This is a genomic window from Shinella yambaruensis (assembly GCF_050859155.1).
Taxonomy (GTDB): Bacteria; Pseudomonadota; Alphaproteobacteria; order Rhizobiales; family Rhizobiaceae; genus Shinella; species Shinella yambaruensis.
In genome coordinates, this window is the sequence record NZ_CP150638.1 from 3,966,493 (window position 1) to 3,988,779 (window position 22,287).

Genomic DNA, 22,287 nt, shown 5'->3' on the forward strand with positions numbered 1-22,287 from the left:
GCCATGGCTCCCGCTTCCCCTGATACGGCGAAGGGCGACTATCCCTGGTGGCTGGTCGCCCTCGGTGTCATCGCGCTGGCGCTTGCCGGCGTCATCATTGCCAATGACCTCTACAGCCAGGTGTTCAGCGTCGTGCTGAAGGGACTGTGGGTGACGATCTTCGTGACCCTCGTCGCCTTCCTGCTCGCCACCCTGCTCGGCCTCGCCGTCGCCCTGATGGCGCTCTCCGAAAGCAAGGTGCTGCGCCAGATCGCGCGCTTCTACACGGAGGTGATCCGGGGCGTGCCGGTGCTCGTCCTGCTCTTCTACATCGCCTTCGTCGGCGCCCCGGCGCTGGTGGCGGTGATCAACTTCGCGATCGGCCCGCTCCTTGCCGCCGGCTACCTGGAGCCGGTGCAGGTGCGCGACCTCTCGCTGATGTGGCGGGCGATCATCGCGCTGATGATCGGCTATTCCGCCTTCATCGCCGAGGTCTTTCGCGCGGGCATCCAGTCTGTCGACAAGGGGCAGATCGAGGCCGCGAAGGCGCTTGGCCTGTCGCGTTTCCAGCGCTTCCGGCTCGTCGTCTTTCCGCAGGCCGTGCGCGTCATCCTGCCGCCGCTCGGCAATGACTTCGTGGCGATGGTGAAGGATTCCTCGCTCGTCTCCGTGCTCGGCGTCGCGGACATCACCCAGATGGGCAAGGTCTACGCGTCGGGCTCGTTCCGCTTCTTCGAGACCTATTCCATCGTCGCCTATGTCTACCTCATCCTGACCATCGGCCTTTCCCTGGCCCTGCGGGCGCTGGAAAGACGTCTCCGGCGGACATGATCCCTGCGCGCGCGGATGATCAGACGGTCGCCGCGCATCAACTTGCCGTGCCGTCAAAAAATCGTTATATGCGGGGCATGGAATCCAAGTTCGGATGCACGGAAAAGCATGTCGTCGTGCTGCAGGATCACAAGCGCCTGCCGGCACGCTTCTTTGCGCGTGTCTTCGGCGCGCTTATCAGCCGCCTATCCTGATCGCTCTCGATCCTGCGAGCCACCGGCTCGCCAAATTCCTGTACCCTAAACATGCCAAGCGGATGAAGAGCCATGAGCGCACCCCGTACCCTCTATGACAAGATTTTCGACGACCATATCGTCAGCCGCCAGGAAGACGGAACCTGTCTTCTCTACATCGACCGTCACCTCGTTCACGAAGTGACGTCGCCGCAGGCCTTCGAGGGCCTGCGCATGGCCGGGCGCAAGGTGCGCGCGCCGGAAAAGACGCTCGCCGTCGTCGACCACAACGTTCCCACCTCGCCGGATCGCCACCAGGGCATCAAGAACGAGGAAAGCCGGATCCAGGTCGAGGCGCTCGCCAAGAACGCCGCCGATTTCGGCGTGGAATACTATTCCGAAAAGGACGTGCGCCAGGGCATCGTGCACATCGTCGGCCCCGAGCAGGGCTTTACCCTGCCGGGCATGACCATCGTCTGCGGCGACAGCCACACCTCCACGCACGGCGCGTTCGGCGCCCTGGCGCACGGTATCGGCACCTCCGAGGTGGAGCATGTCCTCGCCACCCAGACGCTGATCCAGAAGAAGGCGAAGAACATGCTGGTGCGCGTCGACGGGAAGCTTCCCGAAGGCGTGACGGCCAAGGACATCATCCTTGCCATCATCGGCGAGATCGGCACCGCCGGCGGCACCGGCCACGTCATCGAGTTCGCCGGCGAGGCGATCCGCTCGCTCTCGATGGAAGGCCGCATGACGATCTGCAACATGACGATCGAAGGCGGCGCCCGCGCCGGCCTCATCGCGCCGGACGAGACCACCTTCGAATACATCAAGGACAAGCCGCGCGCGCCCAAGGGCAAGGCGCTGGAAATGGCGCTCGACTACTGGAAGACGCTCTACACCGAGGAAGGCGCGCATTTCGACCGCGTCGTCGTGCTCGACGCCGCCAACCTGCCGCCGATCGTCTCCTGGGGCTCCTCGCCGGAGGACGTCGTCTCCGTCGAAGGCGTCGTGCCGAACCCCGATGATATCGAGGACGAGACCAAGCGCTCCTCCAAGTGGCGCGCGCTCGACTATATGGGCCTGAAGCCGGGCACGAAGATCACCGACATCGCCATCGACCGTGTCTTCATCGGCTCGTGCACCAACGGCCGCATCGAGGACCTGCGCGCCGTCGCCGCCGTCGTCGAGGGCAGGAAGGTCGCCTCCACCGTCGACGCCATGATCGTCCCGGGCTCCGGCCTCGTGAAGGAGCAGGCGGAAGCCGAAGGCCTCGACAAGATCTTCAAGGAAGCCGGTTTCGACTGGCGCGAGCCGGGCTGCTCCATGTGCCTCGCCATGAACGACGACCGCCTGAAGCCGGGCGAGCGCTGCGCCTCCACCTCGAACCGCAACTTCGAGGGCCGCCAAGGCTTCAAGGGCCGCACGCATCTCGTCTCGCCCGCCATGGCCGCGGCAGCCGCGATCGCCGGCCACTTCGTCGACATCCGCGACTGGAAGTGATCACGGCTTCATCGCCATCGTGATAGAAGGCCGGGAGCATGCTCCCGGCCTTCTCGTTTGAAGGAGAGATTCCCGTGAAACGCCTCCTCCTCCTCCGCCACGCCAAGTCCGCCTGGCCCGAGGGCGTCGAAGACCACGCCCGCCCCCTCGCCGATCGCGGCCGCCGCGGTGCCCCGCGCATGGGGGCCTATATTGCGTCGGAAGGCCTCGAGCCGGATTTCGCGCTGGTCTCCTCGGCCCGGCGCACGCAGGAAACCTGGGCCCTCGTCTCGCCGGCCCTCGCAAAGCCTTGCCCGTCCCGCACGGTGGCGTCGATCTACGAAGCCGAACCGGCGGCCATCCTCGCGGCGATCCGGCAAGCGCCGCCGGAGAGCGAGACGCTGCTCGTCATCGGTCACAATCCGGGTTTCGAGGATGTGGCGGCCTTGCTCGCACCACAGGGCGAGGCAACGGCACTGGCGCGGCTACGGACAAAATTCCCGACGGCGGGGCTTGCCGTTGTCGCTTTCGACATCGAGACATGGACGGACATTGCGCCCGGAGCAGGCCGGCTCGAAAGCTTCGTGACGCCGAGGACGCTGCCATAGACGAAACGGGCGGCCAAGCCGCCCCAATGCAGCCATCAGCGCGTATCAGCGACGCCCGTCACCCCACCCTCCACGTCATGCTCGGGTCAAGCCCGAGCATGACGGAGGAGAGGTTTTGCGGTTTGGCTGGCTTAGAACGTCGCCGTCATCGGATCGGGACCGATGCGCTTGCCGTCCTTTTCGAGGCTCGCGAAGGTCGCCATGTCCTCGTCGTCAAGCTTGAAGTCGAACACCTTGAAATTCTCCACGATGCGCGACGGCGTCACGGACTTCGGGATCACCACCAGCCCGTTGTCGATGTGCCAGCGGGTGATGGCCTGCGCCGGCGTGCGGCCGTGTTTTGCCGCGACCTTGGCGACGACCGGGTTTTCCAGCAGCGTGCCCTGGCCGAGCGGGCTCCAGGACTGGGTGACGATCCGGTGCTTGTCGTGATAGGCGCGGGCCTCCTTCTGGGGGAAGTCCGGATGCAACTCGATCTGGTTGATCACCGGGGTGATGCCGGTCTCGTCGATCAGGCGCTGCAGGTGCTCCGGATAGAAGTTGGACACGCCGATCGAGCGGGCGCGGCCTTCCTTCTGGAGCTGGATGAAGGCCTTCCAGCTGTCGACATACTGATCGCGCTTCGGCGCCGGCCAGTGGATGAGGTAGAGATCGACATAGTCGGTGCCGAGCCGCTTCAGGCTGGCGTCGAAGGCCTTCAGCGTCGCATCGTAGCCCTGATCGGAATTCCAGAGCTTCGTGGTGAGAAAGATCTCCGAACGGGCAATGCCGGAGGCGCGGATGCCCTCGCCGACGCCCGCTTCGTTCTCATAGATCGCGGCCGTGTCGATATGGCGATAGCCGGCGTCAAGCGCGGCCTTGACCGCGGTCACGGCCGTGTCGTTCGGGGTCTGCCAGACGCCGAGGCCGACCTGGGGAATGCTGTTGCCATCGTGAAACAGGATTGTCGGTTGATCGCTCATCAGAATCTCTCCGTGAAAAAATGGCGTGCTTGAACCCGGGCGGGTTTCCCGTGGCGCCTTGAAGCCCGGCGACGGTCGAGGCTGATATAGGTTCCGCATCGCAGCATTTCAGCCTCCCTCGGTAAAATCCTCAGAGCACCCGCACGACCGTGCCGCGCCGCAGATGCGGCAGGATGCGCAGCATGTCACGTTGTGCAAGGGCGATGCAGCCGGCCGTCGGCTCATAGCCGGGGCGGATGAGGTGGAAGAAGATCGCCGAGCCGGCATGGCGGCGGCGCGCGGTCACGTTCCAGTCGAGCACCAGGCAGATGTCATAGAGCTCGTCCTTGCGCTGCATTTCCTCATGGCTCGGCTTGAAGGGCGCGCGGACGAGACGGTTGTAGGACGGATGCTTCGGCGCGTCGCACCACAGCATGGCGGGCCGGATGCGCCGGAGCGGCAAGGCGCTTTGCGGCTGGGGCAGCCGGTCGCCGCGCAGGAAGCCGGAGAGAAGCGGCATGGCGGCGATCGGCGTCGCGCCGTCGCCCTCGCGCTTGCGGCTGGTCCGCCCGGAGCGGCCGATGGCGGCGGGCAGGCGCAGGGGGCCGACCTGGACGATGGCGCGGCTCTTCCTGCCTGGCGCCGGGCGCACCAGGATCGTCTTCACGCAATGTTCAGCAGATGTGATCCGGCTCATGTCGCTCCGCCATATTCGCGCCTTGTGGTAACCTGACTGGCTAAGCCATGGGCGGGCTTGCCAAAAGTCCCAATTCCCTTACTTTCCAGAGGAATGCCGAGAGGTAAAGCATGACATCCCGCACAATCCTTCTTGTCGATGACGACAACGACCTGCGCGAGACGCTTGTCGAGCAGCTTTCGCTCTACGAGGAGTTCTCCACGCTCGAGGAAACCACCGCCGGCAAGGGCATCCAGACCGCCCGCGCCAATCAGATCGACCTCCTGATCATGGATGTCGGCCTGCCGGACATGGACGGTCGCGAAGCCGTGAAGCTGCTGCGCAAGGGCGGCTTCAAGGCGCCGATCATCATGCTGACCGGGCACGACACCGATTCGGACACGATCCTCGGCCTCGAGGCCGGGGCGAACGACTACGTGACCAAGCCCTTCCGCTTTGCCGTGCTGCTTGCGCGCATCCGCGCCCAGCTGCGCCAGCACGAGAGCAGCGAGGACGCCACCTTCACCGTCGGCCCCTATACGTTCAAGCCCGGCCAGAAGCTGCTGACGCTGGAAAACGGCCAGAAGATCCGCCTGACGGAGAAGGAGGCGGCGATCATCCGCTACCTCTACCGCGCCGACCAGAAGGTGGTGACGCGCGACGTGCTGCTCGAAGAGGTCTGGGGCTACAATTCCGGCGTCACGACCCACACGCTGGAGACCCATGTCTATCGCCTGCGCCAGAAGATCGAGCGGGACCCTTCCAATGCGGAGATTCTCGTGACAGAGAACGGCGGTTACAAGATCGTACCTTAGCTTTTCACGCAACTCCGGACGGAAAACCGCTTTACACTTTTCCTGGACGTGCTTTTGAGGAACGCCCGCCGTGGGTCTCAGCGACGACATCGCCCTTCTTTCCCGCGTGCCGCTCTTCGCCGGCCTCGCCGACGACAAGCTGCGGCTGATGGCCTTCGGCGCCGAGCGCCGGCGGCTGGTGGAGGGGCAGACGCTGTTTCGCGAGGGCACCTCGGCCGATTGCGGCTTCGTCGTCGCCTATGGGTCGTTCCGGCTCACCTCGACGCTCCGGGACGGAACGACGCGCGACGAAGGCACGGCCGGCGCCGGCACGCTGCTTTCCGAACTCGCGATGATTTCCGCCGTGGAGCGCAAATATACGGCCGTGGCGACGGAAGACAGCGAGGTCATCCGTATCAACCGCCCGCTCTTCCGCCGCATGCTGGAGGAATATCCCGACGTTGCCGTTCTCGTGGACGCGCGCATCCGCGAAAACCTTTCGGCGATGATCAGCCAGATGCGGGGGCTTGCCGGGCGGTTTGCCTGAGGCAGACCCCTCATCCGGCCTGCCGGCCACCTTCTCCCCGTAAACGGGGCGAAGGAGATATGCCGCGCGCTTTTCCCCAACCAGAAGCCGTTCGCGGGGCACGTCCCCTCTCCCCGCCTGCGGGGAGAGGGTGAGGGGCAATCCCTTAAAAATCGAATTCCGCAATCACCGGCACATGGTCGGACGGCCGTTCCCAGCCGCGGGCTTCGCGGATGACCGCGATGTTGCTGAGATGCGGCTCCAGATCGGCGGAAGACCAGATGTGGTCGAGGCGGCGTCCCTTGTTGGCGGCGACCCAGTCGGCCGAGCGGTAGCTCCACCACGTATAGAGCTTTTCGTGGGCCGGCACCTTGCGGCGCATGAGGTCGACCCAGGCACCCTTGGTCATGACGTCGATGAGGCCTTCCGTCTCGATCGGCGTGTGGCTGACGATCCTGAGAAGCTGCTTGTGCGACCAGACGTCGTGCTCCAGCGGGGCGATGTTGAGGTCGCCGACGAGGATCGAGGAAATGCCGGCCTCGGCCTCAGCGTGCAGCAGTTTCATCTCCTCGATAAAATCGAGCTTGTGGCCGAATTTCGGGTTGATCAAACGATCCGGCTCGTCGCCGCCAGCCGGCACATAGAAATTGTGAAGGCGGATCGACTTGCCCCGGTGATGGAAGAGCACCGAGACATGGCGTGCATCGCCGACGCCGCAATAGTCGCGCCGCTCGACGAGTTCGGTCAGCGGCAGGCGGGAGACGGTAGCGACGCCGTGATAGCCCTTCTGGCCATGCATGACGATATGCTCGTAGCCCAGCGCCTTCAGCGGCTTGGACGGAAAGAGATCGTTCGGACACTTGGTTTCCTGCAGGCACAGGATGTCCGGCGAGAAGGTCTTCAGGAAATGCTCGACGAGCGGCATGCGCAGCCGCACGGAGTTGATGTTCCAGGTCGCAATCGAAAGTGCCATGCCATCGCCCTCAAAAACACCCGGCCCGTTTTCACGGGCCGGTCGGGGCGTCTTAGCGCATGAAGGGCGAAACGGAAAAGGCCCCTGGACCGAATTAACCGCCCTTGTTGCGCACTTCGTCATAAGGAATGGAAAAGACCTTGTCGTCGAGCTTCACGCCGGTCTTGACGTTGAAGATCATCACGGAGGTGTCCTTGCCCTGCGCGTCGGTGATCGTCCACTGGCGCAGGTCGTAGGTCTTGGGATCGAACATCATGGTGATGGTCGAATCGCCGAACATGTTCCTGTCGCCGAGCACGATCGTCGTCAGGTCCGATTCCTCCTTCACGCTGCGCACCATCTTGGCGGAAAGGTCGATCCTCTCGCCGAGCAGCAGGTTGAGCGGCGTCTTGGAGAGCGGGTAGAGGTCCCAGGTCTTCAGCTTGCGATTGCCGATGACGACGGCCTTGCCGTCGGCGATGACGCGCATCGGCGAGGGCTCCTCGTAGTTGAAGCGGATCTTGCCGGGACGGTAGATGTAGAACTTGCCGCCGGTCTGCTCACCGCGCGGGCCAAACTGCACGAACTCGCCCATCATCGTCTTCACTGAGGCGAAGTGATCGGCGATCTTCTGGGCGGCGCCGCTCGCCTGCGCGGAGGCGTCGGTGGGGGCAAGCGCCGAAAGGCCGGCGGCCAGCGTGAAGGCCATCAGGCAGGTGAAGCTACGGCGCGTCAGCGTTCCGGTCGCGCGGCCGTTCTCGGATCGGATCATGTCGGTCTCCTTCATGCGTTTCTCATGCGGGCCAAACGCGGCGCCATAATGGCGTTTCGCCCTGACGCGAGACTTGCCGGTGAAAACGCCGCAGGAGGCGCGCCCGTTCCCCGTCAGCGTCCCGAAATTTCATCCTCCGTCGGCACGAGGATCTCGCGCTTTCCGGCGTGGTTGGCCGGGCCGATCAGCCCTTCCTTCTCCATGCGCTCGATCAGCGAGGCGGCGCGGTTGTAGCCGATGCCGAGGCGGCGCTGGATATAGGAGGTCGACGCCTTGCCATCGCGCAGCACGACAGCCACCGCCTGGTCGTAGGGATCGTCCGAATCGTCGAGATTGGCGGTTCCGGCCGGGCCATGGCCCCCCTCGCCGTCATCGTCGTCGTCCTCGGTGATCGCGTCAAGATATTGCGGCGCGCCTTGCGTCTTCAGATGCGCGACGACGGCTTCCACCTCGCCATCCGAGACGAAGGGGCCGTGCACGCGCTGGATGCGCCCGCCGCCGGCCATGTAGAGCATGTCGCCCATGCCGAGCAGCTGTTCGGCGCCCTGTTCGCCGAGAATGGTGCGGCTGTCGATCTTCGACGTCACCTGGAAGGAGATGCGCGTCGGGAAGTTGGCCTTGATCGTGCCGGTGATGACGTCGACGGAGGGGCGCTGCGTCGCCATGATGACATGGATGCCGGCGGCACGCGCCATCTGGGCAAGCCGCTGCACGGCGCCTTCAATGTCCTTGCCGGCGACCATCATCAGGTCGGCCATCTCGTCGATGATGACGACGATATAGGGCATCGGCTGGAGGTCGAACTCCTCCGTCTCGTACATCGCCTCGCCGGTCTGGCGGTCGAAGCCGGTCTGCACCGTGCGGCTGATCTGCTCGCCCTTGGCCAGCGCCTGCTCGACGCGGCTGTTGAAGCCGTCGATATTGCGCACGCCGATCTTCGACATCTTCTTGTAGCGCTCCTCCATCTCGCGCACCGTCCACTTCAGGGCGACGACGGCCTTCTTCGGATCGGTGACGACGGGGGAGAGGAGATGCGGGATGCCGTCGTAGACGGAGAGTTCCAGCATCTTCGGATCGATCATGATCAGACGGCACTGTTCCGGCTTCAGCCGGTAGAGCAGCGACAGGATCATGGTGTTGATGGCGACGGACTTGCCCGAGCCGGTGGTGCCGGCGACAAGCAGGTGCGGCATCTTGGCGATGTCGGAGATGACCGGCTCGCCGCCGATCGTCTTGCCGAGCGCCATGGCGAGCTTGGCCTTCGAGGTCTCGAAATCGCGGCTGGCGATGAGTTCGCGCAGGAAGACCGTCTCGCGGCTCTGGTTCGGCAGTTCGATGCCGATGGCGTTGCGGCCCGGCACGACCGCGACGCGGGCGGCGATCGCGCTCATCGAGCGGGCGATGTCGTCGGCAAGGCCGATGACGCGGGAGGACTTGATGCCGGGTGCCGGCTCCAGCTCGTAGAGCGTGACGACCGGGCCGGGACGGACATGGATGATCTCGCCCTTGACGCCGAAATCCTCCAGCACGCCCTCCAGCATGCGGGCATTCTGCTCCAGCGCGTCGGCCGAAAGGGTCATGTCGCGCACCTGGCCCTTCGGCTCGGCGAGCAGATGGATCGGCGGCAGGGCGAAGCCATCGGGACCGACGAAAGAGGTCTGCGCCTCGCGTTCGATGCGCTGGCCGGGCTTCGGCCGGGCGGCGGCGGGAACGACGCGCGCGGTCGTTGCCGGCATGGGCGGGCGGGCCGGCGCGCGGCGCGGCGCCCAGTCGGCGGCGATGTCGTCCATGTCGTCGTCCGGCAGGAGACCGTTCGGGCGGGCGATCGGTTCGTCCATGTCGAAGGGCAGGTCGTCGTCATCGTCAACCATCGGCGGCGCGGCGACGGCGCGGCGGCCATCGAGGGAAGGCTCGACGCGATCGGCGGAGCGGGAGAGCGTGCGGGCGCGGGCCGGCTCGTTCAGCGTGCCGAACTCGTCCTCGTTGAAATCGTAGGGCTGCTCGATGCCGCGCGCCTTGCGGCGCTGGTTGGCAAGGCCGAAGACGCGACGGAACCGCGCCTGGCCGGTGTACCAGGCATGGGTCATGGCGCCGGCAAGGACGGTGAGCGGGCCTTCCCGCTCGTCGTCGTCCTCTTCCTCGGCGATGGTCCGGGCACGGCTCGGCGTGGGGACGGGCGCGAAATCCTCCTCGTCGTCGATCGCCACCGAGCCGATCAGGCCGGCGGAAAAGACCATCAGCCAGGCGGCGGGAATGGCGATGATGCCGCCGAGGATGCTGGCGAAGAGGCCGGTCGGATAAGCGCCGGTGAAGAGCGCGGGAAAGCGCAGGATCATGTCGCCGAAGACGCCGCCGAGGCCGGTCGGCAGCGGCCAGGTGACAGGCCCGGGCACGCAGGCGAGCGCCGCGGAGGCGAGGATCGCCCCCCCGAGCCAGGCGCCGGCGCGCTGCGGCACCCGGTTGAAGCGTCGGCCGCTGATCAGCGCCAGGCCCCAGGCGACGACCGGCAGCAGCGCGATGACGCTGGCAAGCCCGAAGAACTGCATGAAGATATCGGCGAAGACGGCGCCCGGATAGCCGAGGATATTGGCCGGCTCGCCGCTGGAGGCATAGGAGAGGCTGGGGTCGGAGACGTTCCAGGTGGAGAGCGCGGCAATGGCGAAGGCAAGGCCGAGGAAGACGCAGATCCCGAGGAGGATCTGCACCTGCCGCCAGACGAATGCCGACAGAACGAAGCGGTCGTGACGGTTGTCCAGTCCTGCCGAAATGCTTCTGCTCATGGTTACAGCCTATGGTCCACGCAAGAAATCGCACCTTTTCCGCCGAATCGCGGACTGTGCCTGACTGCGAACCCTACGAAGGAAGCCTTAATGGCGTGTTAACCATGCAGCCCCGCGGCATGGTTTCTGCCCGGTAAACGAAAAGGGCCCGGACACGCAGGTCCGGGCCAGGAGCGGCATAGATTTCCTATGGCCGCGACGGGATGTTTGGCGGCGGCCGCTGGGAGCCGCCGTAGGCAGCTTAGGAGTGGTAGGCCGCTTCGCCGTGGGACGAGAGGTCGAGGCCTTCGCGTTCGGATTCGACGGTGACGCGCAGGCCGACGATCATGTCGACGATCTTGTAGAGGATCGCCGAGCCGATGCCGCACCACAGGATGGTGACGATGACGGACTTGATCTGGATCCAGACCTGGCCGCCCATGCCGATGCCTTCCGCGTAGCCGACGCCGCCGAGCGAGGAGGCCGCGAAGATGCCCGAACCGATGGCGCCGACGATGCCGCCGATGCCATGGACGCCGAAGACGTCCGCGGTGTCGTCATAGCCGAACTTGTTCTTGACGACGGAGACGAAGAAGTAGCAAAGCGCCGAGGCGATCGCGCCGAGGAAGATGGCGCCGATCGGGCCGACGGCACCGGCGGCCGGCGTGACGGCGACGAGGCCGGCGATGACGCCCGATGCCGCACCCAGCATGGAGGCCTTGCCGCGGCCGAAGGTTTCGATCACGCACCAGGCGACGACCGCGCCGGCGGTGGCGGTGAAGGTGTTGATCATCGCAAGGCCGGCAACGCCGTTTGCCGCGGCTGCCGAGCCGGCGTTGAAGCCGTACCAGCCGACCCACAGCATGGAAGCGCCGACCATGGTCAGCGTCATCGAGTGCGGCGCCATCATATCCTTGCCGAAGCCGGTACGCTTGCCGACCATGATCGCGCCGACGAGGCCCGCCACGCCGGCATTGATGTGAACGACGGTGCCGCCCGCAAAGTCGATCGCACCCCAGTCCCACATCAGGGCGCCGTCACCCGACCAGACCATGTGTGCCATCGGGAAGTAGACGAAGGTCACCCACAGGATGCAGAACAGCACGACGGCAGAGAACTTGATGCGCTCGGCGAAGGCGCCGACGATCAGCGCCGGCGTGATGCAGGCAAACGTCATCTGGAAGGCGATGAAGACATATTCCGGGATCGAGCCGGAGACGCTGTCGGCCGTCACGCCGGAAAGGAACAGCTTCTCGAAGCCGCCGATGAAGGTGTTGAGGCCGCCGCCATTGGAGAAGGCGAGGCTGTAGCCGTAGACCACCCAGACGATCATGATCGCGGCGGAGACGACCAGGCACTGCATGAGGACGGATAGCATGTTCTTGCTGCGCACCAGGCCGCCGTAGAAGAGGGCGAGGCCCGGCAGGATCATGAAGAGGACGAGAACGGTCGAGGTCAGCATCCAGGCGGTATCGCCGGAGTTGATCGCGGCCTCGGCTGCGGCCGGCGCGGCTTCGGTTGCTGCTTCCGTCGCTTCCTGGGCAAGGGCCGTCACCGGCGCCAGCAGGCCTGCCGCGACGGCGCCGACGCGGGCGAATGTGTTGAGGATCGAATTAGACGACATGTAAGAATGCTCCCTGATCTGCCGTTTGCTTAGAGCGCTTCGGAATCGGTTTCGCCGGTGCGGATGCGCACGGCATGGTCGATCGAGTAGACAAAGATCTTGCCGTCGCCGATCTGGCCGGTCTTGGCGGCGGACGCGATCGCCTCGACGGCCTTGTCGACGACATCGCCAGGCACGGCGATCTCGATCTTCAGTTTCGGCAGGAAGCTGACGGCATATTCGGTGCCGCGGTAGATTTCCGTATGCCCCTTCTGGCGCCCGTACCCCTTCACCTCGGTCACGGTCAGGCCCTGGATGCCGACAGCGGTGAGGGCTTCTCGCACCTCATCGAGTTTGAACGGCTTGATAATGGCCATCACAATTTTCATCTGGTTTCCCATCCTTCGTGCTTGTCCCCAACCGGGGCCATCTCTCCTCATCGTTGGCGACATCACGTCCACCACGACTGGGAACTACACATTCAAGGGGCGTGCCAGATTCGAACGGATCGGCTAAGCTTCTGAAAGAAAAAGGATAAAAATGGCGCTTATGCTGCGGTGCAAAAAATCATCACCGCACATGATCAAAAAATAGGCGACAATAAAATATTGGGCAAAAATTAGACAATTGCCTTTTTCCGAATCAGCCCTTCCTGGGCGACGGAGGCAATGAGGGTGCCGCTGCGGGTGAAAATCGCGCCACGGGTCATGCCGCGCCCGCCAAAGGCCGAAGGGCTGTCCTGGCTGTAGAGCAGCCAGTCGTCGAGAACCGGCGGGCGATGGAACCACATGGCATGGTCGAGGCTCGCGACCTGCAGCGAGCGGTCGAGCACCGAGGTGCCGTGTGCGAAGAGCGAGGTATCGAGCAGCGTCATGTCCGAGAGATAGGCGAGCACGGCGGCCTGCAAGTGACGCTCGGCCGGCACCGGGCCGGTGGTGCGCACCCAGATGTTCTGCCGCGGCTCCAGCTTATCCCCCGAAAAATAATGGGTCAGCGAAACCGGCCGCAGCTCGATCGGCCGCGGGCGCTGCCAGTAGGCGCGGATATGCTCCGGCGCCTCGGTCATGAAGCGCTCCTTCAGCTCGGCCTCGCCGAGCAGGTCTTCCGGCTGCGGCACGTCGGGCATCGGTGTCTGGTGCTCAAAACCGCCCTCCTCGTCCTGGAAGGATGCCGTCATGAAATAGATCGGCTTGTCGTGCTGGATGGCGACGACGCGGCGCGTTGCGAAGGAGCCGCCGTCACGGATGTTTTCCACATCGTAGATGATCGGCACGGAGGGATCGCCCGGCCGCACGAAATAGGCGTGCAGCGAATGCACGAAACGCTCCGGCTTCTCCACCGTCCGGGTCGCCGCGACCAGCGCCTGGCCGATCACCTGCCCGCCGAACACCCGCTGCCAGCCGACCTGCGGGCTCTTGCCGCGGAACAGCCGGCTTTCCAGCCGCTCCAGGTCCAATGTCTCCAGAAGGACATCCATGGCGGGGTTCTTCGCAGGTTGACGCGACATTTGGACGTGGCTCCGACGGTAGGAATACGGTTCCTCCTCCTCTATATAGAGGGGCAGAAGACCTCAAGCGGCCAGGAGTGCACCATGCCCGAAGCAACCATGCTCGACGTTCTTGTCGCCGGCGGTGGTTATGTCGGCCTGTCGCTGGCCGTCGCCATCAAGAAGGCCTCCCCGCACCTCGCCGTCACCGTGGTCGACAGCGCGCCGGAAACGGCCTGGCAGAGGGACGAACGCGCCTTCGCGATCGTGGCGGCCGCCCGCAACCTGCTCGATGTCGTCGGCGTCTGGAACGAGATCGCGCCCGAGGCGGAGCCGATCCGTCGCATGGTCATCACCGATTCACGCACGGCCGATCCCGTGCGCCCCGTCTTCCTCACCTTCGAGGGCGCCGGCTCCGGTGACGACGGCCAGCCCTTCGCCCATATGGTGCCCAACCGCGCGGTGACGAGCAGCCTGCTGCGCCAGGCCGAGGCGCTCGGCATTCCCGTGCGCTGGGCGACGTCGGCGGAGGGTTTCGTGACCGGCCAGCACGCCACGACGGTCCACCTCTCCGACGGAACCGAATGCCGGACCCGCCTCCTCGTCGCCTGCGACGGCGTACGCTCGAAACTGCGCGACATGGCCGGCATCAAGACCGTGCGCTTCGACTACGGCCAGTCCGGCATCGTCACGACGGTGGAACACGAACGCCCGCATGAAGGCACGGCGGAGGAGCATTTCCTGCCCGCCGGCCCCTTCGCCACCCTGCCGCTGGCCGGCAACCGGTCCTCGCTCGTCTGGACAGAACGCACGGAGGATGCCCGTCGCCTCGTCGAAAGCGACGATCTCGTCTTCGAGGAGGAGCTGGAGCGCCGCTTCGGCCACAAGCTGGGCGCGCTGAAGGTCGTCGGCGGCCGCCGTGCCTTCCCGCTCGGCCTGACGCTCGCCCGCGCCTTCGTCGCGCCGCGCTTCGCGCTCGCAGGGGACGCCGCGCACGGCATCCACCCGATTTCCGGCCAGGGCCTCAATCTCGGCTTCAAGGACGTGGCGGCGCTTGCCGAAACCATCGTCGAGGCCGACCGCCTCGGCCTCGATATCGGCGCGATCTCCGTGCTCGAACGCTACGAGCGCTGGCGCCGCTTCGACACGGTGCGCATGGGCATCACCACGGATGTGCTGAACCGCCTGTTCTCCAACGATGCGACGCCGCTGCGCGTGCTGCGCGATGTCGGCCTCGGCGTCGTCGATCGCCTGCCGGGGTTGAAGTCCTTCTTCATCCGCCAGGCGGAAGGCACCGCCGGCAGCGGGCATCCGCGCATGCTGGTCGGGCAGCCGATCTGATTGGCAAGGCACGGCGAAGTTGTGCCCCATCCTCGCTCAGCTCAAATGTTTACGCTTTGCAGGCAGGCCGCAGCCTAGTCCTTGATTTCGCGCGCCTCGGAAATCAGCATGATCGGGATGCCGTCGCGGATCGGATAGGCGAGCCTGGCCTTTTCCGAAACGAGTTCGCCCGCGGCCGCGTCATAGGTCAGCCGCCCCTTGGTCAGCGGGCAGACGAGGAGTTCGAGCAGCTTGGGATCGACGCGGCTGGTGCTGGAGTTCATCACGCCCGCCCTATTGCAGCATCGTGTCGACGTCGCCATAGCCGCGCGCCAGCACGATCTCGGTAATGGCGATCAGCGTTTCCGCCCGCGTCTTGAGATCCGGCGCCTCCAGCAGCGCCTGCTTTTCCGCCGGACCATAGGGCGACATCATCGCCATGGAGTTGACGAGCGTCGCATTGCTGGCACGCTCCACGCTCTCCCAGTCGGCCTCCAGCTTGTTGGCGTCGAGATAGGCCTTGAAGGCGGCGAGCAGCGCCTCGCGGTCGACGCTCTGCTCGTCGTCGCGTGCCGAAAGGTCGGTAATGAAGGGAGCGATGCGGAAACTGCGATAGGACTTGTCGCCACCGATCTCCTCGAGCAGGCGATAGCGGCAGACGCCCGTGAGCGAGACGATATAGCGCCCGTCCCCGGTCTCGGCGAAGGAGGTGATGCGGCCGATGCAGCCGACCTGGCAGAGGGTCGGTGTTTCGGTCGCGGCATCATCCACCCGGTCGGCGCCGAACACGGGTTGCACCATGCCGATCAGCCGGTGCGTGGCGAGCGCATCGTCGAACATGGAAAGGTAGCGCGGCTCGAAGATGTTGAGCGGCAGTTGCCCGCCGGGCAAGAGGAGGGCGCCCGTCAGCGGAAAGACGGGGATGGCCTCAGGCAGGTCCTCCGGCTTCAGATAACGCGCATTTCCCACATGCATGACAGTGCCTTCCCATTGCGCAAGGCGCGGCGATCCGTCTCCCGCCCCGCGTCAACGCGCTTCCCCTCGAATGTGGGGTAGGCGCGGCATTTCTCAAGGGATGCCGCGCCGTTCTCCCGGAAAAAGGCTCAGGAGAACAGGATCGACGACAGCTTGCGCCGCGCGGCGATCGTCGCCGGATCCTTCGGACCCCAGACGTCGAAGAACTGCAGAAGCTCGCGGCGCGCGCCATCGTCGTCGAAGGCGCGGTCGCGCTTCATGATGAAGAGCAGGTGATCGGCTGCCGCCTGCCGGTCGCCCTCGACATTGCGGATCTTTGCGAGCTTCAGCCGCGCCGCATGATCGTCCGGATCGAGCGCCAGCGCCTGTTCGAGCGCCGCGGGATCGCCGAGCTTGCGCGCCTCCTCGATCTGGTCGAGCTTCTTCAGCACCGCCGCGACGGCCGGGTCGGCCGCAACGGGGCCTTGCAGGTTGCCGAGGATCTGGCGGGCATTTTCCGGCTGGCCGGCGGCGATCATGCATTCGGCAATGCCGGCAAGGGCCTGCGGATTTTCCGGATCGGCCTGCAGCAGCGCGCCGTAGAGGTCGGCCGCCCCGGCAAGGTCGCCGGCATCGAACAGGGTCTTCGCCTCGGCAAGCAGCGCCTCGGTCTCGGCCTTCTCGTCGGCGCCGGCGGGACCTGCGACCTTGTCGATGAAGTCGCGGATCTGGCTTTCCGGCACCGCGCCCATGAAGCCGTCGACCGGCCGGCCGCCGACGAAGGCGACGACCGCGGGGATGGACTGGATGCCGAGCTGGCCGGGAATGGAGGGATGGTCGTCGATGTTGAGCTTGACGAGCTTCACGCGGCCCGCGCTTTCACGCACGACCTTCTCGATGATCGGCTGGAGCTGCTTGCAGGGGCCGCACCAGGGCGCCCAGAAATCGACGAGCACGGGCTGCTGGCGCGAGGCCTCCAGCACATCGCGGGAAAAATTCGCCGTCGTCGTGTCCTTGATGAGATCATCCGCCGGTGCCGCGCCGCCAAAGCTCGCCGAGACGTTCATCTGGCCGCCATAGGACGATGCGTAGGGATTGTCGCCTGCACTCATGGGTCTCTCCTGTGGCGCCAAGCGCCTCGATGTCGTGTCTGTGCCCCAGATCGTATGTCAGGCCGTGACTTTCAAGACAAGCGGCTCGTGGCCGGTCGCCTCGATGAAGCGCAGGAGATCCTTCGAACCGATCGAGGTCGTCGCATCGTTGCGCAGCGGGTGGCCGTTGATCGTGTCGAAGGCCATCAGGTCCGAATCGACGATGATCTTCACCTTGCCCGCCGTGTCGTTGATCACCCCGAAGGCGGTGACGGCGCCGGGAATGACCCCGAGATACTCCATCAGCTTCTCCGGCTTGCCGAAGGAGACGCGGCTCGCGGCACCGATGACCGAATGCACGGTCTTCAGGTCCACCGTCGCATGCTCCTCGACGGTTATCAGGAAATAATTGTCCTTCTTGTCCTTCACGAAGAGGTTTTTCGTATGGCCGCCGGGAATCTCGTCGCGCAGCGCCACCGATTCGGCGACGGTGAAGACCGGCGCATGCTCCTTCGTGCTGTGGGCGATGCCCAGATCGTCGAGAAACTGGAAGAGATCCCTGTCGGTCTTCGGCTGCGCTTCGGTCATTTTCCTGCTTGTCCCGGCTCAATTGACGTCCATCCGCTGATAGGGCTTCGACCGCACAAGCGCAACCGCCTGAAAATCCGGGACTTTGAAAGTCTCCGGATTTTTTTCTCCAAAATCTGACATTTCCCTGTTGCATTTGAAAAAGCCTTGGGCCATATACCGCCCGTCGCCGCAACGCAGCGACCTTCGGCCACCGACTACCCCAGGCCGTCGACGATGAGCGGGTGTAGCTCAGGGGTAGAGCACAACCTTGCCAAGGTTGGGGTCGAGCGTTCGAATCGCTTCACCCGCTCCATTCTTCCAAAACGTCGTAAGCCTCGGTTCGCCGGGGCTTTTGTGTTTTCTGCGGCAGGGATTCCCACTCATGACCGGGGCGAGCGGTTTTCGGCGCGCCAGGTTGCGGGGCTCATGGCGTTGACCCGGCGGAATTCGCGGTTGAAGTTCGATTTGGTCTGGAAGCCGGATTCGAGCATGGCCGAGGTCACGGGCATGTCGGTGTCGCACAGCAGCCGGCAGGCCTCCGCGATGCGGAAATCATTGATATATTGCGAGACGTTCCTGCCGGTCAGGCGGTTGATCGCGCCGGAAATCTGCCGGGCCGGCACGCCTGCCCGCCGGGCGAGGCGCGCGAGCGTCAGGTTTTCGTCGCGGAAGAGTTTCTGGTCGGCAAGGAGCCGGTCGACCCGCTCCAGCACGTCGCGATCCCGTTCCGCCATCGAATCATCCCGGTCGCCCTCCTCCGGCGGAGCAGGCAAGGCGCGGGCGCGCGCGGCGACCGCCGCGGTGAGGCCGGCCAGGAAGAGGCTGAGCAGGTTGGCGTTGCTGACGATCATCGGCACGTTCTCGCCCCGGCTCCACTCGAAATCCAGCGCGATGGCGATGTCGAGGGACGCCGAGAGGCAGAGCGAGCCGGCGGCGATGAGCAGCGCCTTGTGCGCGCCCGCGGCGCCGTCGAGCCGGGCCTCGTCCAGCCCATCGGGGCCGGCATTGGCGAGCCGCAGGAGGATGACGGCGTAGCCGACGAAGATGACGACGAGCGCACCGTCGATGAGATCGGGCGCCAGCACCAGAAGGGCGAGGATCGCCACCGGCGGCGCGGCGTTCAGCCAGGGAAGATCCGCCCGGTCGCGATGCATGAGGCTCTGGAAGCTCGCCAGCACCAGCGGCGGCAGGCCGCCCGCCAGCACGGGCAGGACATAACGCACTGCCGTCACGTCGTAGCCCCAGCGCAGGCCGACGGCGATCGATTGCAGGATGCAGAGCCCGATCAAGGCGAGGAACGGCCGGTTGCCGCCTTCCTGCTGGCGCAGGAGCGCGACGAAACGCAGGAGCAGCAGGAGGGCGACGACGAAAGGCAGGGGAACGAAGAGCACGGGGCAGCACGGATCGGTTGGCGTTGGCCGGCATCATGATCCCGATCGCGATCAAGGGCGACCTCAAACACGATCGAGGACGCGACGAAGGGCAGGTCGCGGCGAGGATCTGCCGGTCAAGTCCTACCGAACGAGGTTCCGATGTCCATCCTTTCCCTGTTTTTTGCCTTCCTCCTTGCCAGTGCGGCTGCCACACCCGCCCATGCCGCCGAGGTCGGCGTCCGCACGATCACCGTCTTTGCACCGGAGCGCGGGCGCGATATCGACGTCACGGTCTGGTATCCGGCCAAGGCCGGCGGCGCGCCGCTGCTCACCGGCGACAACCGGCTGTTCAAGGGCGCACCGGCGCATGGCGACGCGCCCGTCGCCGAAGGGCGTTTTCCGCTCGTGCTGCTCTCGCATGGCTCGGGCAGCCGGGTGGAGGGCATGAGCTGGCTTGCGACGGCGCTGGCCGAGGCCGGCTTCGTCGTCGCCGGGCCGAACCATCCCGGCACGACGAGCGGCGATTCGACGCCCGCCGCAACGCCAAGACTCTGGGAGCGCACCGCCGACCTCTCCGCCCTGATCGACGCCTTTTCGCAGGACGCCGCCTGGCGGGCGACGATCGACCCGGCACGCGTGGGCGTCGTCGGCTTCTCGCTCGGCGGCGCGGCGGCGATGGAGATCGCCGGCGCACGGGCGGATCTCGAAGCCTATGCCCGCTATTGCGACGAATACGGCAAGTGGGACTGCGCCTGGTTCGCCGGCGGCCGGGGATATGTCGACGACAAGCCGGTGGCGGTGGAGAAGGTCGACCTGCGCAGGCTCGACAAGGCCCGCTTCGAGCAGTCGAACCGGGATGCGCGGGTGCGCGCAGTGGTCGCGGTGGACCCGGGGCTGGCCCAGGCCTATGCCGCGGACAGCCTGAAGGCGATCGACATCCCGCTCGCCTTCATCAATCTCGGCAATGCGGACGCGATCCCCGAAGCGGTGATCGCGGACAGGCTGGCGGCGCTGGTGCCGCAGGCCTCCTATACGGCGGTGGCGGAAGCCGTGCACTTCAGCTTCCTGCCGGAATGCAAGGAGGGCGGCGCCGACCTGCTGAAATCCTTGGGTGAAGTGGACCCGATCTGCGACGACCCCGGCAGCCGCACCCGGGCGGACATCCATGCCGAGCTGAAACAGCGGATCATCGATGCCCTCCAGAGCAGCCTGAAGGGCTCGTTCTGATCAAAGGAAGAAGGGCCAGCGGCCGGTTCCGGTCGCTGGCCCTTCGCCATGCGGTATAAATGTGCCCTACGCGGCCCGGCGCTGGTAGGCGGTGCTGCCGCGCTCCTCGCCGATATGGAACTGCGACAGCGCGGCCTGGAGCTGGGCGGCCTCGCTGGCGAGCACCTGGCTGGCAGCCGTCGTCTCCTCCACCATGGCGGCGTTCTGCTGGGTCATCTGGTCCATCTGGTTGACGGCCGTGTTGATCTCGCCGAGCGCTGCGGACTGTTCCTGTGCCGCGCGGGTGATCGAGACGACGTGGTCGTTGACGCGGTTGACGAGGTCCTTGATCTCCGAGAGCACGTCGCCGGTCGACAGCACCAGCGCGACCCCGCCCTTCACCTCGCCCGCCGAAGCGTTGATCAGCGTCTTGATCTCCTTGGCGGCATTGGCCGAGCGCTGGGCGAGCTCGCGCACCTCCTGGGCGACGACCGCAAAGCCGCGGCCGGCTTCGCCCGCACGGGCGGCCTCGACACCGGCATTCAGCGCCAGGAGGTTCGTCTGGAAGGCGATCTCGTCGATGACCGAGATGATCTGGTTGATCTTCTGCGAGGACTGCTCGATGCGGCCCATGGCGTCGATGGCGTTCTGGACGATGTCGCCGGACTTCTCGGCGCTGTCCTTCGCCTCGCGCACGATCTCGGAGGCTTCGAGCGCGCGGGTCGTCGAGGTCTTCACCGTGGTGGTGATTTCCTCGAGCGCGGCGGCGGTTTCCTCCAGCGAGGCAGCCTGCTGCTCCGTGCGGTGGGCGAGCTGGTCGGCGGCGGCGGAAAGCTCGCGCGAATTGCCGGTGATGGTGCCGGCGGTGGAAAGAATGCCGGTCATGGTGCTGCGCAGCGTCAGCATGGCGCCGTTGACGTTCGCCTGGAGCTCGGCGAAGTCGCCCTGGAAGTGGCCGGCCATTTCCTGCGTCAGGTCGGCATGGGAGAGCGAGGCGATCACGCGGCGCACCTCGCTGACGCCCCGGTCGACATTCTCGACAAGCTCGTTGACGCTCGTGGCGAAGCGGCGCAGGTCCTCGTCCTCGTAGGCCTTGGTGATGCGGCGGGAGAAGTCACCGGCGGCAGCGGCCGCCACGATCGAGCTGATGTTCGTCTGCAGATCCTTGCTCTGCGCCTGAAGGGCCGCTTCCTGCGCCTCCATCTCGCGCATCTGCATCTCGTTGGCGCGGAAGACGTCGAGGGTGCGCGCCATGGCGCCGATCTCGTCCTTGCGCTCGGTATAGGGGATCGCGTCATCGAGCTTGCCGGCGGCAAGGTTGGACATCACGCCGGTCAGGCGCTGGATCGGGCGTACGATACCGTTGCGCGCCAGCAGCATGCTGAGCAGCATGCCCGCGACGATGCAGGTGAAGGCGGTCGCCAGCAGCACGGCCTGCGTCGTCGTCGAGCGCGAGATGGCGACGGCGCGCGACTGCGACAGCGTTTCGGCAGAGTAGGTCGTATATTCCTTGAGCGCGGCGGTAACGGCCTTCTGGCCCTCCAGAGCCTTGTCGAGCGCCGCGAGGATCACGGCGCGGTCCTGGCCCTGCGATGAGCCAGCAATCGCCACCATGGCGCGGATATCCTCGAAATAGGGCGTCAGCGACGCGCGGACACCGTCGAGCAACTTCTGCTCGTTGGCATCGGCCGTCGAGGCGATCTTCGGCAGGCGATCGAGCATTTCCTTGGCACGCTTTTCCGTCTCGACGGCAAAGTCGGCGGCCTTTTCCGGCGCGATCGCCAGTTGGTAGGTCATGCGGCTGATGGCGATGACATCGATGCGCAGGTCCATGGCCTCGCGGGCCACCTCCTCGCGCGCGCCGGTATCCTGAAGCGCCGAGCCGAGTGAACTGAGCCCGCCCCCGCCGACGACGGCGATAGTGCCGGCGGCAATGCCCATCAGGAACACGAGAAGGCCGACTTTCCGGGAAATGGAGAGATCCGAAATTTTCATGGACAGGTCCCACTAGAGCAATTCCGGCAAAGGCGCGAAGCGGTTTTGCATGCGGAATTGCGACAAACAAAAGGTTGGAGCGTTTTCGCGATTCAAAGAAAGGCGGATACGCTCCTGGGCGACCGGCGCTGTCCTGGCGCGTTCGCTCCCGCACGTCCCGGTATCATTCCAGGCTCATGGAACAGTTTGTCCACTA

22 protein-coding genes and 1 tRNA gene are annotated in these 22,287 nt (G+C 65.5%); 9 read left to right on the plus strand and 14 right to left on the minus strand.

Features of this window, described 5'->3' with window-relative positions; translation table 11 throughout:
* Window positions 1–3: 3 nt before the first annotated feature.
* The 4 genes from WMC41_RS19405 (at window position 4) to WMC41_RS19420 (ending at window position 3,073) form a co-directional block, all read left to right on the plus strand.
* Window positions 4–810, plus strand: coding sequence for an amino acid ABC transporter permease (locus tag WMC41_RS19405; RefSeq protein WP_432345789.1), 807 nt, complete (start codon window positions 4–6; stop codon window positions 808–810).
* Window positions 807–1,004, plus strand: a complete 198-nt coding sequence (locus WMC41_RS19410; RefSeq protein WP_244769423.1) for a hypothetical protein — start codon at window positions 807–809, stop codon at window positions 1,002–1,004. Before WMC41_RS19405 ends, WMC41_RS19410 begins: the two co-directional genes overlap by 4 nt.
* Before the next feature lie 72 nt (window positions 1,005–1,076).
* Window positions 1,077–2,486 carry a 3-isopropylmalate dehydratase large subunit gene (leuC, locus tag WMC41_RS19415; RefSeq protein WP_432345791.1) on the plus strand — a complete coding sequence of 470 codons (1,410 nt, stop codon included), beginning with the start codon at window positions 1,077–1,079 and terminating at the stop codon, window positions 2,484–2,486.
* A gap of 38 nt (window positions 2,487–2,524) precedes the next feature.
* A complete protein-coding gene (locus WMC41_RS19420; RefSeq protein ID WP_432345793.1) occupies window positions 2,525–3,073 on the plus strand; it encodes a SixA phosphatase family protein in 549 nt (182 codons plus the stop codon).
* A 131-nt stretch (window positions 3,074–3,204) separates the two neighbouring features.
* On the opposite strand, the gene WMC41_RS19425 is transcribed toward WMC41_RS19420, so the two are convergent.
* A complete protein-coding gene (locus tag WMC41_RS19425; protein ID WP_244769283.1) occupies window positions 3,205–4,035 on the minus strand; it encodes an aldo/keto reductase in 831 nt (276 codons plus the stop codon).
* A gap of 130 nt (window positions 4,036–4,165) precedes the next feature.
* Window positions 4,166–4,711 carry a L,D-transpeptidase family protein gene (locus WMC41_RS19430; RefSeq protein WP_272806959.1) on the minus strand — a complete coding sequence of 182 codons (546 nt, stop codon included), beginning with the start codon at window positions 4,709–4,711 and terminating at the stop codon, window positions 4,166–4,168.
* Between the two features lie 110 nt (window positions 4,712–4,821).
* On the opposite strand from WMC41_RS19430, the gene WMC41_RS19435 reads away from it, so the two are divergent.
* Window positions 4,822–5,505 carry a response regulator transcription factor gene (locus WMC41_RS19435; protein ID WP_024271121.1) on the plus strand — a complete coding sequence of 228 codons (684 nt, stop codon included), beginning with the start codon at window positions 4,822–4,824 and terminating at the stop codon, window positions 5,503–5,505.
* A gap of 70 nt (window positions 5,506–5,575) precedes the next feature.
* A complete protein-coding gene (locus tag WMC41_RS19440; protein WP_432345796.1) occupies window positions 5,576–6,031 on the plus strand; it encodes a cyclic nucleotide-binding domain-containing protein in 456 nt (151 codons plus the stop codon).
* 145 nt (window positions 6,032–6,176) lie between these two features.
* Here the strand turns inward: WMC41_RS19440 and WMC41_RS19445 are convergent, their stop codons facing one another.
* From WMC41_RS19445 to tesB, 6 genes are all read right to left on the minus strand, one after another.
* On the minus strand, window positions 6,177–6,983 hold the full coding sequence (locus WMC41_RS19445) for an exodeoxyribonuclease III (protein WP_272806961.1): 807 nt from the start codon (window positions 6,981–6,983) through the stop codon (window positions 6,177–6,179).
* A gap of 94 nt (window positions 6,984–7,077) precedes the next feature.
* Entirely contained in the window at window positions 7,078–7,734 is a 657-nt protein-coding gene (locus WMC41_RS19450) for an outer membrane lipoprotein carrier protein LolA (RefSeq protein WP_432345798.1), read from the minus strand.
* Window positions 7,735–7,847: 113 nt separating this feature from the next.
* Entirely contained in the window at window positions 7,848–10,514 is a 2,667-nt protein-coding gene (locus WMC41_RS19455) for a DNA translocase FtsK (RefSeq protein WP_432345800.1), read from the minus strand.
* A 241-nt stretch (window positions 10,515–10,755) separates the two neighbouring features.
* Entirely contained in the window at window positions 10,756–12,117 is a 1,362-nt protein-coding gene (locus WMC41_RS19460) for an ammonium transporter (RefSeq protein ID WP_272806963.1), read from the minus strand.
* 29 nt (window positions 12,118–12,146) lie between these two features.
* Window positions 12,147–12,497 (minus strand): P-II family nitrogen regulator, encoded by a 351-nt coding sequence (locus tag WMC41_RS19465; protein ID WP_064331794.1) that lies wholly within the window; start codon window positions 12,495–12,497, stop codon window positions 12,147–12,149.
* Between the two features lie 218 nt (window positions 12,498–12,715).
* Window positions 12,716–13,603, minus strand: a complete 888-nt coding sequence (gene tesB / locus WMC41_RS19470) for an acyl-CoA thioesterase II (RefSeq protein WP_432345803.1) — start codon at window positions 13,601–13,603, stop codon at window positions 12,716–12,718.
* Between the two features lie 99 nt (window positions 13,604–13,702).
* Here tesB and WMC41_RS19475 point away from each other — a divergent pair, with 99 nt between their 5' ends.
* The gene (locus WMC41_RS19475; RefSeq protein ID WP_432348379.1) at window positions 13,703–14,923 is read left to right on the plus strand and encodes a ubiquinone biosynthesis hydroxylase; all 1,221 of its coding nucleotides are present in this window, start codon (window positions 13,703–13,705) and stop codon (window positions 14,921–14,923) included.
* A 74-nt stretch (window positions 14,924–14,997) separates the two neighbouring features.
* Here WMC41_RS19475 and WMC41_RS19480 read toward each other — a convergent pair whose 3' ends face one another.
* From WMC41_RS19480 to WMC41_RS19495, 4 genes are all read right to left on the minus strand, one after another.
* Window positions 14,998–15,186: a Trm112 family protein gene (locus WMC41_RS19480; protein WP_064331796.1), complete on the minus strand. Its 189-nt coding sequence runs from the start codon at window positions 15,184–15,186 to the stop codon at window positions 14,998–15,000.
* 10 nt (window positions 15,187–15,196) lie between these two features.
* The gene (locus tag WMC41_RS19485) at window positions 15,197–15,877 is read right to left on the minus strand and encodes an LON peptidase substrate-binding domain-containing protein (RefSeq protein ID WP_432345805.1); all 681 of its coding nucleotides are present in this window, start codon (window positions 15,875–15,877) and stop codon (window positions 15,197–15,199) included.
* Window positions 15,878–16,005: 128 nt separating this feature from the next.
* Window positions 16,006–16,968, minus strand: coding sequence for a thioredoxin (gene trxA, locus WMC41_RS19490; protein WP_244769275.1), 963 nt, complete (start codon window positions 16,966–16,968; stop codon window positions 16,006–16,008).
* A 57-nt stretch (window positions 16,969–17,025) separates the two neighbouring features.
* Window positions 17,026–17,535: a prolyl-tRNA synthetase associated domain-containing protein gene (locus WMC41_RS19495; protein ID WP_244769274.1), complete on the minus strand. Its 510-nt coding sequence runs from the start codon at window positions 17,533–17,535 to the stop codon at window positions 17,026–17,028.
* Window positions 17,536–17,755: 220 nt separating this feature from the next.
* Here WMC41_RS19495 and WMC41_RS19500 point away from each other — a divergent pair.
* Window positions 17,756–17,830, plus strand: a tRNA-Gly gene (locus WMC41_RS19500).
* A gap of 67 nt (window positions 17,831–17,897) precedes the next feature.
* Here the strand turns inward: WMC41_RS19500 and WMC41_RS19505 are convergent.
* Window positions 17,898–18,908, minus strand: coding sequence for a helix-turn-helix domain-containing protein (locus tag WMC41_RS19505; protein WP_432345808.1), 1,011 nt, complete (start codon window positions 18,906–18,908; stop codon window positions 17,898–17,900).
* A 141-nt stretch (window positions 18,909–19,049) separates the two neighbouring features.
* On the opposite strand from WMC41_RS19505, the gene WMC41_RS19510 reads away from it, so the two are divergent.
* On the plus strand, window positions 19,050–20,117 hold the full coding sequence (locus tag WMC41_RS19510; RefSeq protein WP_432345810.1) for an alpha/beta hydrolase family protein: 1,068 nt from the start codon (window positions 19,050–19,052) through the stop codon (window positions 20,115–20,117).
* 66 nt (window positions 20,118–20,183) lie between these two features.
* Here the strand turns inward: WMC41_RS19510 and WMC41_RS19515 are convergent, their stop codons facing one another.
* Window positions 20,184–22,091 (minus strand): methyl-accepting chemotaxis protein, encoded by a 1,908-nt coding sequence (locus WMC41_RS19515; RefSeq protein WP_432345812.1) that lies wholly within the window; start codon window positions 22,089–22,091, stop codon window positions 20,184–20,186.
* Window positions 22,092–22,287 lie beyond the last annotated feature (196 nt).

Bases quoted from the DNA above. Each gene is read 5' to 3' on its own strand.
- WMC41_RS19475 (WP_432348379.1), top strand. From the start codon at position 13,703: ATGCTCGACGTTCTTGTCGCCGGCGGTGGTTATGTCGGCCTGTCGCTG.
- WMC41_RS19455 (WP_432345800.1), bottom strand. From the start codon at position 10,514: ATGAGCAGAAGCATTTCGGCAGGACTGGACAACCGTCACGACCGCTTC.
- WMC41_RS19515 (WP_432345812.1), bottom strand. From the start codon at position 22,091: ATGAAAATTTCGGATCTCTCCATTTCCCGGAAAGTCGGCCTTCTCGTG.
- WMC41_RS19510 (WP_432345810.1), top strand. From the start codon at position 19,050: ATGTCCATCCTTTCCCTGTTTTTTGCCTTCCTCCTTGCCAGTGCGGCT.
- WMC41_RS19495 (WP_244769274.1), bottom strand. From the start codon at position 17,535: ATGACCGAAGCGCAGCCGAAGACCGACAGGGATCTCTTCCAGTTTCTC.
- WMC41_RS19480 (WP_064331796.1), bottom strand. From the start codon at position 15,186: ATGAACTCCAGCACCAGCCGCGTCGATCCCAAGCTGCTCGAACTCCTC.
- WMC41_RS19460 (WP_272806963.1), bottom strand. From the start codon at position 12,117: ATGTCGTCTAATTCGATCCTCAACACATTCGCCCGCGTCGGCGCCGTC.
- WMC41_RS19450 (WP_432345798.1), bottom strand. From the start codon at position 7,734: ATGATCCGATCCGAGAACGGCCGCGCGACCGGAACGCTGACGCGCCGT.
- tesB (WP_432345803.1), bottom strand. From the start codon at position 13,603: ATGTCGCGTCAACCTGCGAAGAACCCCGCCATGGATGTCCTTCTGGAG.
- WMC41_RS19425 (WP_244769283.1), bottom strand. From the start codon at position 4,035: ATGAGCGATCAACCGACAATCCTGTTTCACGATGGCAACAGCATTCCC.
- trxA (WP_244769275.1), bottom strand. From the start codon at position 16,968: ATGAGTGCAGGCGACAATCCCTACGCATCGTCCTATGGCGGCCAGATG.
- WMC41_RS19410 (WP_244769423.1), top strand. From the start codon at position 807: ATGATCCCTGCGCGCGCGGATGATCAGACGGTCGCCGCGCATCAACTT.
- leuC (WP_432345791.1), top strand. From the start codon at position 1,077: ATGAGCGCACCCCGTACCCTCTATGACAAGATTTTCGACGACCATATC.
- WMC41_RS19465 (WP_064331794.1), bottom strand. From the start codon at position 12,497: ATGGGAAACCAGATGAAAATTGTGATGGCCATTATCAAGCCGTTCAAA.
- WMC41_RS19485 (WP_432345805.1), bottom strand. From the start codon at position 15,877: ATGCATGTGGGAAATGCGCGTTATCTGAAGCCGGAGGACCTGCCTGAG.
- WMC41_RS19405 (WP_432345789.1), top strand. From the start codon at position 4: ATGGCTCCCGCTTCCCCTGATACGGCGAAGGGCGACTATCCCTGGTGG.
- WMC41_RS19430 (WP_272806959.1), bottom strand. From the start codon at position 4,711: ATGAGCCGGATCACATCTGCTGAACATTGCGTGAAGACGATCCTGGTG.
- WMC41_RS19445 (WP_272806961.1), bottom strand. From the start codon at position 6,983: ATGGCACTTTCGATTGCGACCTGGAACATCAACTCCGTGCGGCTGCGC.
- WMC41_RS19435 (WP_024271121.1), top strand. From the start codon at position 4,822: ATGACATCCCGCACAATCCTTCTTGTCGATGACGACAACGACCTGCGC.
- WMC41_RS19420 (WP_432345793.1), top strand. From the start codon at position 2,525: ATGCTCCCGGCCTTCTCGTTTGAAGGAGAGATTCCCGTGAAACGCCTC.